The 14,273-nt window shown below is 70.1% G+C and carries 13 protein-coding genes; 9 read left to right on the forward strand and 4 right to left on the reverse strand.

Features of this window, described 5'->3' with window-relative positions; translation table 11 throughout:
- Nucleotides 1–99: 99 nt before the first annotated feature.
- Complete coding sequence (locus ACLQ7T_RS09910) at nt 100–2,028, forward strand: peptidylprolyl isomerase (RefSeq protein ID WP_420479291.1); 1,929 nt, start codon at nt 100–102, stop codon at nt 2,026–2,028.
- The gene (gene trpE / locus ACLQ7T_RS09915) at nt 2,025–3,545 is read left to right on the forward strand and encodes an anthranilate synthase component I (protein WP_420479292.1); all 1,521 of its coding nucleotides are present in this window, start codon (nt 2,025–2,027) and stop codon (nt 3,543–3,545) included. Before ACLQ7T_RS09910 ends, trpE begins: the two co-directional genes overlap by 4 nt.
- Here trpE and ACLQ7T_RS09920 read toward each other — a convergent pair.
- Complete coding sequence (locus ACLQ7T_RS09920) at nt 3,521–3,718, reverse strand: peptidoglycan-binding protein (RefSeq protein ID WP_420479293.1); 198 nt, start codon at nt 3,716–3,718, stop codon at nt 3,521–3,523. The two genes, trpE and ACLQ7T_RS09920, sit on opposite strands and share 25 nt — an antisense overlap.
- A gap of 108 nt (nt 3,719–3,826) precedes the next feature.
- Between ACLQ7T_RS09920 and ACLQ7T_RS09925 the strand changes: the two genes are divergently transcribed.
- The 4 genes from ACLQ7T_RS09925 to lexA all read left to right on the forward strand — a co-directional run bounded on the left by ACLQ7T_RS09925 (nt 3,827) and on the right by lexA (nt 7,028).
- Nucleotides 3,827–4,417 carry an anthranilate synthase component II gene (locus ACLQ7T_RS09925; RefSeq protein ID WP_420479294.1) on the forward strand — a complete coding sequence of 197 codons (591 nt, stop codon included), beginning with the start codon at nt 3,827–3,829 and terminating at the stop codon, nt 4,415–4,417.
- 1 nt (nt 4,418) lies between these two features.
- Entirely contained in the window at nt 4,419–5,453 is a 1,035-nt protein-coding gene (trpD, locus tag ACLQ7T_RS09930; RefSeq protein WP_420479295.1) for an anthranilate phosphoribosyltransferase, read from the forward strand.
- Nucleotides 5,450–6,241, forward strand: a complete 792-nt coding sequence (trpC, locus tag ACLQ7T_RS09935) for an indole-3-glycerol phosphate synthase TrpC (RefSeq protein ID WP_420479296.1) — start codon at nt 5,450–5,452, stop codon at nt 6,239–6,241. The genes trpD and trpC overlap by 4 nt, the downstream gene beginning before the upstream one ends.
- Before the next feature lie 94 nt (nt 6,242–6,335).
- Nucleotides 6,336–7,028: a transcriptional repressor LexA gene (gene lexA / locus ACLQ7T_RS09940; protein ID WP_141626530.1), complete on the forward strand. Its 693-nt coding sequence runs from the start codon at nt 6,336–6,338 to the stop codon at nt 7,026–7,028.
- Here lexA and ACLQ7T_RS09945 read toward each other — a convergent pair.
- Entirely contained in the window at nt 7,009–9,231 is a 2,223-nt protein-coding gene (locus ACLQ7T_RS09945; protein WP_420479297.1) for a ComEC/Rec2 family competence protein, read from the reverse strand. The genes lexA and ACLQ7T_RS09945 overlap by 20 nt on opposite strands.
- On the opposite strand from ACLQ7T_RS09945, the gene gltX reads away from it, so the two are divergent.
- From gltX to lepB, 3 genes are all read left to right on the forward strand, one after another.
- Nucleotides 9,194–10,618 carry a glutamate--tRNA ligase gene (gene gltX, locus ACLQ7T_RS09950; protein ID WP_420479298.1) on the forward strand — a complete coding sequence of 475 codons (1,425 nt, stop codon included), beginning with the start codon at nt 9,194–9,196 and terminating at the stop codon, nt 10,616–10,618. The genes ACLQ7T_RS09945 and gltX overlap by 38 nt on opposite strands.
- Nucleotides 10,619–10,682: 64 nt before the next feature.
- Nucleotides 10,683–11,984 carry a citrate synthase gene (gene gltA, locus ACLQ7T_RS09955; RefSeq protein WP_420469533.1) on the forward strand — a complete coding sequence of 434 codons (1,302 nt, stop codon included), beginning with the start codon at nt 10,683–10,685 and terminating at the stop codon, nt 11,982–11,984.
- 132 nt (nt 11,985–12,116) lie between these two features.
- On the forward strand, nt 12,117–12,884 hold the full coding sequence (gene lepB, locus ACLQ7T_RS09960; protein ID WP_420479299.1) for a signal peptidase I: 768 nt from the start codon (nt 12,117–12,119) through the stop codon (nt 12,882–12,884).
- Here the strand turns inward: lepB and ACLQ7T_RS09965 are convergent, their stop codons facing one another.
- Nucleotides 12,885–13,214 (reverse strand): EF-hand domain-containing protein, encoded by a 330-nt coding sequence (locus ACLQ7T_RS09965; RefSeq protein WP_420479300.1) that lies wholly within the window; start codon nt 13,212–13,214, stop codon nt 12,885–12,887.
- A 71-nt stretch (nt 13,215–13,285) separates the two neighbouring features.
- Nucleotides 13,286–14,272 (reverse strand): FUSC family protein, encoded by a 987-nt coding sequence (locus ACLQ7T_RS09970; protein ID WP_420479301.1) that lies wholly within the window; start codon nt 14,270–14,272, stop codon nt 13,286–13,288.
- Nucleotide 14,273: the final 1 nt, after the last annotated feature.

The raw sequence follows: 14,273 nt of genomic DNA on the forward strand, positions 1-14,273 counted from the left end.
ACCCGGCGCGGGAAGCGGCGCCATCGTCTTGCCGTGCTGGCCCCTCACGCCCTATAGGCCGAAGCGGCCATTCTCGCCGCTCATCCGTCAGGACTGATCATGCTCACCGCGTTCCGCTCCTTCGCCAAGTCCAAATGGGCTGCCGGCCTGTTCATTCTGCTGGCCCTCGGCCTGCTGATCACCGGCGGCTCCCAGCTTCGCGATGTGTTCGGCGGTTTCGGCGCCAAGCATGTCGTCTGGGCCGGTGAGCGGACCATCGACGCCCCCACCTTCCGCGCCGACCTGGATCGCGAGCGCGAACAGGCCCAGCAGCGCGCGGGGCGCCCCATCGACTATGAGGAACTGATCGGCAACGGCGCCCTGACCGCCTATCTGACGCAGGAAGCCCAGAAGCTCGGCTTCATGTCCTGGGCCTGGAACGCCGGCGTCCGCCCGGGCAATGAGCTGGTGCTGCGCCAGATTCGTGAGGTGCCGGACTTCTTCGACCCGGTCACGGGCCGCTTCGACGAGACGCGGTATGCGCAGGTTCTGGCCGAGAACAACACCACCGGTCCGATCATCGAGCAGCGCTTCCGGGACAACATCGTGACCCGTCACTACGGCTCGGCGCTCGGCGCGGGCCTGCGCCTGCCGCGCATCTATGGCGCGGTCCTGGCCAACCAGGCCACCCAGACCCGCGACGCGCGCTGGTTCGAGGTGACCCAGGCGATGGCCGGCACGACCGCCGCGCCGACCGACGCCCAGCTGACCACCTTCATCAGCCAGAACGAGGACGACCTGCGCGTTCCGGAGACCCGTCAGGCCACCCTGGTGCTGTTCGACGCCCCGAACGACGGGCGCGGGGAAATCAGCGAAGCCCGCATCGAGGAGCGCTTCAACTTCCGCCGCGACGCCCTGACCCAGCCGGAAACCCGCTCGTTCGTGTCGCTGACCGTGCCCAGCAAGGCCGTCGCCGATCGTGTCGCCGCCGCCCTGCGCGCCGGCCAGACCCCCGAGGCGGTCGCCCAGGCCAACAACGTCCAGCCGACGGTCTCGACCGACCGTCCGCGCAGCGCCGTCACCGACCCGGCCGTCGCCGCGGCCGTCTTCGGCATGACCCCCAACCAGATCTCCGATCCGATCCAGGCCCGCGTCGGCTTCGTCGTCGCCAAGCTGACGGACATCACCCCCGGAAGCCCGGCCACGCTGGAGTCCGTCCGCGCCCAGATCGTGGACGAACTGCGCGCCGAAGATGTCCGCGCCGCGGTCTATGAACGGGTCGAGGCCTATGACAAGGCGCGTCAGGACGGCAAGACGCTGGACGCCGCTGTCGCCCAGGTCGGCGCCCGCACCCTGGCGCTGCCGCCGATCCAGCGCGATGGCCGCAGCCCCGTGCAACCGAACTTCCAGATGCCGCCCCAACTGCTGGAAGCGATGTGGAAGCTCTCCGCCAACGCCGAGAGCGAGGTCCTGCCGATCGCCCAGGGCGAATATGCCGTCATCCGACTGGACCGCATCAACGCCGCCGCCGTGCCGCCGCTGAGCGACGCCACCTTCCGCAGCCGTCTGGCCAGCGCCTGGACCGCGCGCGAGAACGCCCGCCTGCTGACCAACCACGCCAACGCCCTGGCCGCGCGTGTCCGCGGTGGCGAGGACATCGCCGCCGTCGCCCGCTCGGCCGGCGCGACCCTGCAGTCCGGCTCCGCCATCAGCGCGCAGGACCAGACCCGCGGTCGCGGCGTGATCTCCGGCGTGTTCAGCACCCCGCCGGGACAGATCTTCTCGCAGCAACAGGCCGCCGACAGCTTCGTGATCGGCCGCACCGACCGCATCATCGCGCCGAACCCGACGCTCGCCGCCGGAGCCGCCGCGCAGTACCAGGGTCGTCTGTCCAGCGAAGCGCTGAACGGGTTCGGCGAGACGGCGATCAAGGCCGCGGCCGAAAGCCAGAAGGCGCAGTTCAGCGAGCCTCGCGCCCGCGTCGCCCTCGGCCTGCCGGAAGTGGCGCCCGCCGCGCCGGGCGGCGCGACTCCCGCGCCCGCGCAATGACGTCGGCGGACTCTTCCGCCGTCTTCTCCGCCTTCCGGGAAGGCTGGTCCTCGGGCCGGCCGCAGGTCGTCGTCCGCCGCCTGGTGGACGACCTGGAGACCCCGGTCTCCGCCTTCCTGAAGGTGGGTCGCGGCCGCGCCCACGCCTTCCTGCTGGAGTCCGTCGAGGGCGGCGCCGTCAACGGCCGCTACTCGATCATCACCCGGGAGCCGGACATCGTCTGGCGCTGTCGTGACCGCAAGCCGGAACTGGCGCGCGGGGGAGCCGCCATCGCCGCGGGTCAGTATGCGCCTGACGGCGACGATCCGCTCGCCTCGCTGCGGGCCCTGATGGCCGCCTCGCGCTTCGACCTGCCGGATGACCTGCCGCCCATGGCCGCGGGTCTGTTCGGGGTGTTCGGCTATGACATGGTCCGGCTGCTCGAGCCGCTCGGCGAGCCCAACCCGGATCCGCTGGACCTGCCGGACGCGGTCCTGACCCGCCCGGCCATCGTCGGCATCTTCGATTCCGTGAAGCACGAGATCGTGCTGGTTTCCGCCGCCTATCCGGACAGCGGCCTGGACGCCCGGTCCGCCTTCGACGCCGCCGTCGCCCGACTGGACCGGTTCGAGGCGGACCTGCGGACACCCCTGCCCGCCATTCCCGCGCCGGTCGAGGCGCCGGGCCCGGCCTTCGTCTCTCCGGTGGATGAGGCGGCGTTCGGCCAGATGGTCGCCCGGGCCAAGGACTACATCGGCGCCGGCGACATCTTCCAGGTCGTGCTCAGCCACCGGTTCTCGGCGGACTGGGACGCGGATCCGCTGGCCTTCTACCGCGCCCTGCGCCGACAGAACCCGTCACCCTATCTGTTCTTCCTGGACTTCGGCGACTTCCAGCTGGCCGGTTCGAGCCCGGAAATTCTCGTGCGCCTGAAGGACGGCCGGGTGACCATCCGTCCGTTGGCGGGCACCCGCCCCCGCGGCGAGACGCCGGAAACCGACAAGGCGCTGGAAGCTGAACTGCTGGCCGATCCCAAGGAGCGCGCCGAACATCTGATGCTGCTCGATCTGGGCCGCAACGACGTGGGCCGGGTCTCCGCGCCGGGCACCGTCGAGGTCACCGAGAGCTTCGTGGTCGAGCGCTACAGCTCGGTCATGCACATCGTCTCGGACGTGCAGGGCGTGGCCGATCCGAAGCTGGACGCCGTCGACACCCTGCTGGCCGCGCTGCCGGCGGGCACCCTCTCGGGCGCGCCCAAGGTGCGGGCCATGGAGATCATCGACGAGCTGGAAGAGGTGAAGCGCGGCGTCGGCTACGGCGGCGGCGTGGGCTATATCTCGGCGGGCGGCGAGGCGGACATCTGCATCGTCCTGCGCACCGCCCTGTTCACCGAAGGACAGATCCACGTCCAGGCCGGCGCCGGCGTCGTGTCGGACAGCGATCCGGCGGCGGAATATGCGGAGACCCGGGCCAAGGCCCGCGCCCCGATGCGGGCCGCGGACGAGGCATGGCGCTATCCGTTCGGCAACAGGTCCTGAGACACGGGCGGGGCGTCCTGGAAGCGGACGCCCGGTCCGAGGATCACCACCCCGGCCATCAGCACCGCCGCCGTCGCCGCCAACGCCGCAGCGCCGAGGGCGGCCCAGGGGCTGGTCGCCACCGCCTCCGGCGTCATCAGCAGAGCACGCGCCTTCTGGATCCCGTCGGCCATGGAAGCCTCCCCCGTCGAAGCGTCCCAATTCGGGTCAACAAGGTTAACGTCATCTTACCGCACCCTCGGTGCTTGGCCTGACCGCCGCCAGTCCCTAGAAGCAGAGCCATGATCCTCGTCGTCGATAACTACGACAGCTTTACCTACAACCTCGTCCACTACCTCGCGGAGCTGGGCGCGGAGACAAAGGTCGTGCGCAACGACGACCTGAGGGCCGCCGAAGCCTGGGCGCTGAAGCCCGAGGCGGTGCTGCTGTCGCCGGGCCCGTGCACCCCGAACGAGGCCGGCATCTGCCTGGCCCTGATCGACACCGCGCCGCTGGACATGCCGATCTTCGGCGTCTGCCTGGGCCACCAGTCGATGGGACAGGCCTTCGGCGGCGACGTGATCCGGGCCAAGGCCCTGATGCACGGCAAGACCTCGCCCATCCTGCATGAGGGCAAGAGCGTCTTCCGCGGCCTGCCCTCGCCCTTCACCGCGACCCGCTACCATTCGCTGGCCGTGAAGCGGGAGACCCTCCCGGACGTGCTGGAGGTCACCGCCTGGACCGCCGACGGCGAGATCATGGGACTGGCCCACAGGACCCGCCCGATCCACGGCGTCCAGTTCCACCCGGAATCGATCGCCACCGAGCACGGCCACGACCTGCTGGCCAACTTCCTCGACCTGGCGAACGTGCGCCGGACCGCGATGGTCTGACGTGGCGGACGTCAAGCCGATCCTCGCCAAACTGGTCGACGGTCAGGTGCTGTCGGATGCGGAGGCGCACGCCTTCTTCGCCGCCTGTCTGCGCGGCGAGCCGACTCCGGCCCAGGTCGCCGCCGCCGTCACCGCCCTGCGCATCCGCGGCGAGACCGTCGGCGAGATCGCGGCCTTCGCCACCGCTATGCGCGAGGCGGCCCTGACGCTGGATCATCCGTGGGAGGTGATCGACACCTGCGGCACCGGCGGCGACGGCCAGCACACCTACAACATCTCCACCGCCGCGGCCCTTGTGCTGGCGGGCGCCGGACTGAAGGTGGCCAAGCACGGCAACCGGGCGCTCAGCTCGAAATCCGGCTCGTCCGACGTCCTGTCGGTGCTGGGCGTGAACCTGCAGGCCAGCGAGGCGCAGCAACTGCGCGCGCTGGACAAGGCCGGCATCGCCTTCCTGTTCGCCCCGACCTACCACGGGGCCATGCGCCACGTCGGGCCGGTGCGGGCCGAGATCGGCTTCCGCACCGTCTTCAACCTCCTGGGCCCCCTGTCCAATCCGGCGCAGGCGAAGCGGCAGGTCATGGGCGTCTATGATCCCCGCCTGCTCGAGCCCCTGGCCGAGGTGCTGGGGCGTCTGGGCGCGATCCGGGCCTGGACCGTACACGGTCAGGGCCTCGACGAACTGACCGTCACCGGCGAGACCGAGGTGGCGGAATGGAAGGACGGCGCCGTCCATCGCTTCACCGTCGCGCCCGAGGACGCGGGCCTTTCCCGCCACGACATCAGCGCCATCCGCGGCGGCGACGCCGAGGAGAACGCCACCGCCCTGCGCGCCCTGCTGGACGGGGCGACCGGCGCCTATCGCGACGTGGTCCTGCTGAACGCCGCCGCCGCCCTGGTGGTCGCGGACAAGGCCGCCGATCTGGCCGAGGGCGCGGTTCAGGCCGCCGCTGTCATCGACGACGGCCGCGCGGCCAGGGCCCTGGCCGAACTGGTCGAGGCCACCAATACGCCCATCGAGGAAGAGGAGACGGCATGACCGACGTGCTGGAACGCATCGCCGCCTACAAGCGCGAGGACGTCGCCGGTCGGAAAGCCGCCCTGTCGCAGGACGCCGTCGAGGCCCGCGCCGCCCTCGCCTCGGCTCCGCGCGGCTTCCGCGCCGCCCTGGACCGCCACGTCGAGGAGACCGGCCGCCCCGCCCTGATCGCCGAGATCAAGAAGGCCAGCCCGTCCAAGGGCCTGATCCGCGCCGACTTCAATCCGCCGGAGCTGGCCAGGGCCTATGAGCGCGGCGGCGCCGCCTGCCTGTCCGTCCTGACCGACGGCCCCAGCTTCCAGGGCGACGACAGCTACCTCGCCGCCGCCCGCGACGCGGTCGCCCTGCCCTGCCTGCGCAAGGACTTCCTGGTCGACCCCTGGCAGGTGGCCGAGAGCCGCGCCCTGGGCGCCGACTGCATCCTGATCATCCTGGCCATGATCGACGACAAGCTCGCCGCCGAACTGCTGTCAGAGGCCGAACGCTTCGGCATGGACGCCCTGATCGAGACCCACGACGAAGCCGAGATGGCCCGCGCCTGCAAGCTGGGCGGCGATCTGGTGGGGGTGAACAACCGCTCGCTGCGCACCTTCGAGGTCGATCTGGAGACCACCGAACGCCTCGCCATGCTCAGCCCGGTCAAGGCCCTGCTGGTCGCCGAAAGCGGCATCTTCACCCCGGACGACGTGCAACGGGTCTCGGACGCCCATGCCCAGGCCATCCTCGTCGGCGAAAGCCTGATGCGTCAGGACGACGTGGAGGCGGCGACGCGGGCGCTGCTTCGGTAACCCTGCCTTAACCGGAACACCTCAGGAACAGTTTCTGGACGTTTGCGGTTTGTTCCGCTAGCGTTCTGGAAACCGGATTCGCCTCGAGGTCTGCATGCTCACCCGCAAACAGCACGAACTGCTCATGTTCATCCACGAGCGGATTCAGGAGACCGGCGTGTCTCCGTCGTTCGACGAGATGAAAGAGGCGCTGGATCTGGCGTCCAAGTCGGGCATCCACCGCCTGATCACGGCGCTCGAGGAACGCGGCTTCATCCGCCGCCTTGCCCACCGCGCCCGGGCGCTGGAAGTCACGAAGCTGCCGGAACAGGCCACCGCCGGCGCGCCGCGCGGCCATGCGGGCTTCAAGCCCGGCGTGATCGAGGGCGGCGGCCGTCCCAAGGCCGCCGAACCGGCCAATGACACCCGCGAACTGTCCCTGATGGGCAAGATCGCGGCGGGCACCCCCATTGACGCCATCGAGCACGAGACCGCCCGCTATCCGGTGCCGGAAGCCATGCTCGGCTCGGGCGAACACTATCTGCTCGAGATCGAGGGCGACTCGATGATCGAGGCGGGCATCCTCAACGGCGACATGGTCATCATCAAATCGACCGAGAACTGCTCGTCGGGCGAGATCGTGGTGGCCCTGGTCGAGGGCGAACAGGCCACGCTGAAACGCCTGCGCAAGAAGGGCGCGTCCATCGCGCTGGAGCCCGCCAACCGCAACTATGAGACCAAGATCTACGGCGCCGATCAGGTGGCCGTGCAGGGCAAGCTGGTCGGCCTCATCCGCCGCTATCACTGACGGTGGCGGCGTCGCCGTAGCGGCTCCACGGCCGCTCGCCGCGCACGTCAGACACCCACAGGGCCCGCCAGCGGTTCGCCGCGGCGGGTCCTTCGCGTTTCAGCTCCACCGCCCCGCCCCGGGCGTAGTCGAGCCCGTCCAGAACCAGCGTTCCGGCGCAGGATGGCGGCAAGGCGCTCACGACCGTCCGTACACTGACGACTGGCGCAGATCGACACAGCCCGTCCAGCTGTTCATCCGTCGGCGCCCGCCGGCCCCACCACAGCGCCACCGGTCCTGACGCTTCCGGCGCGCAGGAGAAGCGGCCGCAGGTCCACCCTTCCGCCGGACGCTCCATGGCCTCCAGCCCCTGGCGCCGGGTCCACACATCGACCGCAAACTGCCGCACGCCGGGCCGCACCACCGTCGCCCGTCCGTCCTCGACCCACGCCGCCTGCAATCCCCCGTCGCCGATCCACAGGTCGGGCGGCGCCGGACGGGGCCAGATCAGCACGGCGCAGGCCAGCGGCAACCCCAGCCATCGCAACGAACCGCGCCACAGGCAGCAGAACAGGACGCCCAGAAAGGCCGTCGGCAGGGCCGCCCCGGGCGCACTGGCGATCGTCTGCACCGCGCCGGGCAGGGCCGCCACCCGCTCGCCGACCAGAAGCATCGCCTCGATTCCCCGCGACGCCAGCCACAGGAAGGGCGCGCCCAGTCCCAAGGGCTCCAGCAAGGCGCCCAGCGCCAGCATCGGCATGATGACGAAGTCCGACAGGGGCACCGTCGCGAGGTTCGCCGCCAGCCCGTACATGGCCGAGCGGTTGAAATGCTGCATGGCGAACGGCCCGGTCGCCGCCCCCGCGACGAGGCTGGCGAGCACCGCCGCCCCGATCCAGGCGCCGGTCCGCTGCACCGCCAGGATCGGCCAGGGCGCGGAAATCTCCTTCGGCCGCCGGGGCCAGGCCTCGACCAGGGCGACCAGGGCCGCCGTGGCCGCGAAGGACATCTGGAATCCGGGCGTGACGACGGCCTCGGGCTGGAGGACCAGCACCACGAAGGCCGCCACCGCCAGCGCATGCATGGTGATCGCCTGCCGGTCCAACAGGACGGCGAGGAAGGCGATGGAGGCCGTCACCGCCGCCCGCTCGGCCGGGGGCGGCGCGCCAGAGATGACCAGATAGGTCCCCACCGCCAACAGACCCGCGACCGCCGCCACCTTCTTGCCCGGGACCCTGAGCGCCAGCCACGGCCACAGGGCGATCAGCAGCCGCGCCAGAAAGAAGGCGAAGCCGCCGACCACCGCCATGTGCAGACCGGAGATCGACAGGATGTGCGCCAGCCCGGAATCGCGCATGGCATCGACCTGGGCCGGGTCCAGCCAGGCCTCCTGCCCCGTGGTCATGGCCGCCGCCACCCCGCCCGCCCGCTCGCCCTGCCGCGCCACGATCCGTTTCGCCAGATCGAACCGGAGGGCGTTGACCTTCATCACCAGCCTGAGCCGCATCGGCGCCTCGGGCAGGACGGCGGACCGGGTCTCGCCCAGGCTGAAGGCCACCCCGCCGATCCGCTGGAAGAAGGCTGTGCGGCCGAAGTCATAGGCGCCGGGGCTGGCCGGCGCGGGCGGCGGGTTCAGGATGCCGAACAGCCGGATCGCCTCGCCCGGCGCGGGCGGCGTCGCATCCCTGACGGTGGCGCGGACGCGGACGGGCGTCGCCTCGGGCGCCAGGCCCCGGATCCGCACCGGGGCGACGATCACCCGCGGACCCGCCGCCCCCCGGCTGTCGACATCGACCACCCAGCCCTCGATCACCGTCGGCCCGTCCAGCGCCGGGGCGATCGGCGCGGCGACCGCGTCCGTCCTCAGCTTCGCCGCCGCCAGCCCCAGGGCGAAACTGGCCAGCATCAGCAGGCACAGGCTCCCCGCCCGCGCCACACGCCGTCGCCGGGCGATCAGCCAAACGCCCGAAAGCAGCCCGGCCGCCAGCAGCAGGAGCCACGCCGACGGTTCGCTCCGGAAGGCGAAATAGGTCGCGCAGCCGCCGCCGAAGGCCACCGGCGTCCACAACCGCCAGCGCAGGGTCTGGCTCGCGACCTCGCGCTCCAGAAATCCGACGATCCGGTCCCGGACCCTAGGCTTTGCGGCGAGCGGGGGTATAAGGACGGCCCGATCGGACCGACCTGCAATGACCTCCTCCCCCTCCTCCTCCGCCGAAGTCGTCACCCGCTTCGCCCCCTCGCCCACCGGCTTCCTGCACATAGGGGGCGCCCGCACGGCGCTTTTCAACTATTTGTATGCACGACGACACAACGGGAAGTTTCTCGTGCGTGTCGAGGACACCGACCGGGAGCGCTCCACCGACGAGGCGGTGAAGGCCATCTTCGACGGCATGGCCTGGCTGGAGCTGTTCGCCGACGAGGAGCCGGTGTTCCAGTTCTCGCGCGCCGATCGCCACCGCGAGGTGGCTGAGCAGCTGCTCGAGACCGGCCACGCCTATCGCGACTTCCTGACCGCCGATGAAACCGCCGCCCTGCGCGATCGGGCCAAGGCCGAAGGCCGAACCTTCGAGTCCCCGTGGCGCGATCGCGAGCCGACCGTCGATGACCTGCTCAAGCCCCACACCGTCCGCTTCCGCCGCCCGGCGGACGCCCCCGTCGTCGTGGAGGACGCGGTGCAGGGCACGGTGCGCTGGGAGACCGCGTCCCTGGACGACCTGGTCATCCTGCGCTCGGACGGGGCCCCGACCTACAATCTTGCCGTGGTCGTCGACGACCACGACATGGGCGTCACCCATGTGATCCGCGGCGACGATCACCTGAACAACGCCGCCCGCCAGAGCCTGATCTATGACGCCCTCGGCTGGACGCGCCCGACCTTCGCCCACATCCCGCTGATCCACGGTCCGGACGGCGCCAAGCTGTCCAAGCGGCACGGGGCGCAGGCGGTGCATGAGTACGCCGAGATGGGCTACCTGCCCGAGGCCATGCGCAACTATCTGGCCCGCCTCGGCTGGGCCCACGGCGACGACGAACTGTTCTCGGACGAGCAGGCGCGCGCCTGGTTCGATCTGGGAGGTATCGGCAAGGCGCCGTCGCGGCTGGACTTCGACAAGCTGGCCCACGTGAACAGCCACTGGATCCGGCTGGCCCAGGACGACCGGCTGGCCAAGATGACCCTGGACGTTCACCTGTCCCGCGGCCACGCCCTCGCGCCGGACGACGAGGCCCGCCTGCTGCGCGCCATGCCGTTCGTGAAGGACCGCGCGAAGACCACGCTGGAGCTGGCCGACCAGACGGCCTTCGCCCTGAAGACCCGGCCGCTTTCCATCGATGAAAAAGGCCTCGGCCTTCTGTCGGGCGAATCCGGCGAGCGGATCGGCCGCCTCCGCGACCGTCTGAATCTGTTCGGCAGCTGGGACGTCTTCGCTCTCGAAAGCGAGCTCAAGGCGTTCGCCGAAGAGGAAGGCGTGGGCTTCGGCAAAATCGGTCCGGCGACCCGCGCGGCCCTGACCGGCGGGGCCGCTTCGCCCGATATCGCGAAAACTTTGGCCGCTCTGGGACGAGAAGAAAGCCTCGGGCGCTTGGATGATGCGCTGCGAAAGACTAAGTGAAGTTCACAAATGAAACGCGGTCCGTCGCCTCCCCGCGCGAGACCGTTCTGACAAAGGGGCTGAAATGACCGAACAAGCCAAACCCGCCGGTACGGCGACCCTCAACTACGCCGGAAAGTCCGTTGAACTTCCGGTGCTGGCGGGCTCCACCGGCCCCGACGTCATCGACATCCGCAAGCTGTATGCGGGTACCGACGCCTTCACCTTCGACCCGGGCTTCACCTCGACCGCCTCGTGCGAGTCCGGCCTGACCTTCATCGACGGCGACGCCGGCGTGCTGCTGCACCGCGGCTATCCGATCGACCAGTTGGCCTCGGATTCGAACTTCATCGAAGTCTGCCACCTGCTGCTGCACGGTGAACTGCCGAACGCGGCGCAGTACGACGCCTTCAAGAACAGCATCACCATGCACACCATGCTGCATGCGCAGTTCGACCGCTTCTTCGAGGGCTTCCGTCGCGACGCCCACCCGATGGCCATCATGGTCGGCACCGTCGGCGCCCTGTCGGCCTTCTACCACGACAGCCTGGACATCCATGATCCGGTGCAGCGCAACATCTCGGCCATCCGTCTGATCGCCAAGATGCCGACCATCGCGGCCCGCGCCTACAAATACCACATCGGCCAGCCCTTCGTTTCGCCGCGCAACGACCTGTCGTACGCCGAAAACTTCCTGCGCATGTGCTTCGCCGTCCCGGCCGAGGACTACCAGGTCGATCCGCGCCTGGTCCGCGCCATGGACCGCATCTTCACCCTGCACGCCGATCACGAGCAGAACGCCTCGACCTCGACCGTCCGTCTGGCCGGTTCCTCGGGCGCCAATCCGTTCGCCTGTATCGCCGCCGGCATCGCCTGCCTGTGGGGCCCGTCGCACGGCGGCGCCAACGAGGAGGCGCTCAACATGCTTCAGGAGATCGGCACTCCGGACAAGATCCCGGAGTTCATCCAGGGCGTGAAGGACCGCAAGTACAAGCTGATGGGCTTCGGCCACCGCGTGTACAAGAACTACGATCCGCGCGCGAAGGTCATGCAGCAGTCGGCCTACGAGGTCCTGGAAGCGACCGGCCGCCAGAACGACCCGCTGTTCGTCGTCGCCAAGGAGCTGGAGAAGGTCGCGCTGAGCGACGAGTATTTCACCTCGCGCAAGCTGTTCCCGAACGTCGACTTCTATTCCGGCATCACCCTGTCGGCGATGGGCTTCCCGACCAGCATGTTCACCGTGCTGTTCGCCCTGGCCCGCACCGTCGGCTGGATCGCCCAGTGGCAGGAAATGATGGCCGACCCGGGCCAGAAGATCGGCCGCCCGCGTCAGCTGTACACCGGCCCGACGCAGCGCGACTATGTGCCGATCGAGAAGCGCGGCTGATCTGCGCCCGTTCGCTGAAATCGGGAAACGCCGGGGCGAAAGCTCCGGCGTTTTTCATGTCCGGACACGAATTCCGGACGTCCGGACGCTGCAAGCGTTGATGCCTCCCGCCAGACCCTCTTTCCTGCGCCCATGACCGAAGACGCCAAGACCCCGCCCGGATCGCTCACCGGATCCCTCCACGAACTCACCGAGACCCTGAAGGTCATCGGCATCGGCCTGCTGGCGGCCACCGTCATCCAGACCAGCCTGTTCCAGCCCTTCACCATCCCCTCGTCCTCGATGGAGCCGGGTCTGGTGACCGGCGACTATGTGGTGGTGTCCAAATTCGCCTACGGCTGGAGCCGGGCGTCCCTGCCCCTCAACCCGCCCCTGCCCGGCGGCCGCCTGTTCGGCCGGCAGGCCGAACGTGGCGACGTCGTGGTCTTCCGCCGCCCCAGCGATCCGCAACAGACCTGGGTGAAGCGGGTGATCGGCCTCCCGGGCGACCGCGTCCAGGTCATGGGCGGAACCGTCTTCATCAACGGTCGTCCGATCCGACGGACCCCGCTCGACATCGTCCAGGATCACGACGCCCCGGACCGTCAGGTGCTGCAGGTGCGCGAAACCCGCCCCGACGGCACGCCCTACCTGACCTACGACGGCGGCTCGGGCCTGCCCGGGGACGACACGGGCGTCTACGTCGTGCCCGAGGGCCAGTACTTCATGATGGGCGACAACCGCGACAACTCGCTGGACAGCCGCTGGCCCGCCGACGTCGGCGTGGGCCTGCTGCCCGCCGAGAACATCGTCGGCAAGGCCGAGGTCATCGTCGCCTCCTGGAAGCCGGGGGCCGGGCTGTTCAAGCCCTGGACCTGGTTCAACCTGCAGGCCGGGCGATTCTTCAAACCGGTGCGCTGATCAGCGCCGGAACTCGTCAAAGCTGATCGCGCCGTCGCCGTTGCGGTCCAGCTGATCGAACGCCGCGCGGGAGCCGTGATGGGCCTGCGTCTGGGCCAGGGACGGGGCGGCGACCGCGCCCAGCGCCAGACCCGCCGCCAGCGCCGCGACGGCGTGCCACAGACGGGCGCGCCCCCGCCCGACCGGCCCGTCGCCGATCTCGCGCTCCATGAAGGTCCGCACCGCCTCGCTGACGGTCTGGCCGTTGCGGCGGCAATGATCGGCGAAGGCCGTCTTGGCGCCGTAGGGCACCCGAACCTCGATCGTTTCGCTCTTCTTGGGCGGCTTCATCGGTCCATCCTCTTCCAGAGCCCGGAGAGCCCCGCGTCGCGCACCAGAATGTGGGGTCCGCACGCTCGCGTCTAGATCAGATGCAGGTCGCGGAAACGGGCAATCAGGTCATCGAGGTCGCGGTGCATGTGGGTCAGGCCGATGGCCGCCGCGCCCCGGGCCAGATCGCCCTCCTCACCGCCCCGCTTCAGGGTCGGATCGATGTCGCCCAGAAATTCGGTCGCCTGCCCCCGGGACAGGCTCTCCAGTCGCCGGACGGCCGCATGCGTGGCCTCGCCCCACGGTCCCAGCCGGTCCAGCGCGCCCTCGGCCTGAAAACCGCGCCCCAGGATGACGATGTCGCTCCGGACACGCCAGAAGGTCCGCACCAGCGCCGCCCGGTCCGCCGTCTCCTTCTGCGCGCCCGGCAGGTCGATGACCGCGCCGGCCGCCTGCCCCAGCGCATCCAGCCGCTTCTTCAGGTCCGCATGTCGCCGGGACAGCTCCGCTCCATCCGCCGCCGCGCCCGTCATCACCAGCGCCAGCAGCTCCGCCGCCTTCCCGGCCGCCTCCAACGCCTGCAGCTTGAAGGCCTGGCGCGCGTGGCGGGGGAAGAGCAGCAGGATGGCGATCACGCCGACGCCGCTGCCGACCAGAATCTCCATCACCCGGTCCAGCGCCAGCTGCGCCGGCCCCTCCGGCCCCGCGCTGCCCGCGATGATGATGGCCGCGGTCACCGGCGCCACCTTCAACCAGGGCCGCCCGGGGCTGAAGAAGGCCAGTCCCGCGACCGAAGCGGCCAGCCCCGCCATCATCCAGTTGACGCCTTCGGGGCGGACAAAGGCCACCAGTCCGCCCACGACGGCGCCGGCCAGCGTCCCGAGAGCCCGGTCCCGCGCCACGATGAGCACGCTGCCCCCGACGCTGGTCTGGATCACCACGATGGCCGAGATCACGCTCCAGTAGGCGTGCGGCAGCTTCAGCGCCGTGGCCAGATAGAAGGCGGCGACCGCGCCGATGGCGATCTGCAGCGCCGCGCGCACCTCGGCCGCCCGGCGGGGGCTCAGGGCGCGCGCCATC

It is taken from the genome of Brevundimonas sediminis (genome assembly GCF_048799765.1).
Classification (GTDB): domain Bacteria; phylum Pseudomonadota; class Alphaproteobacteria; order Caulobacterales; family Caulobacteraceae; genus Brevundimonas.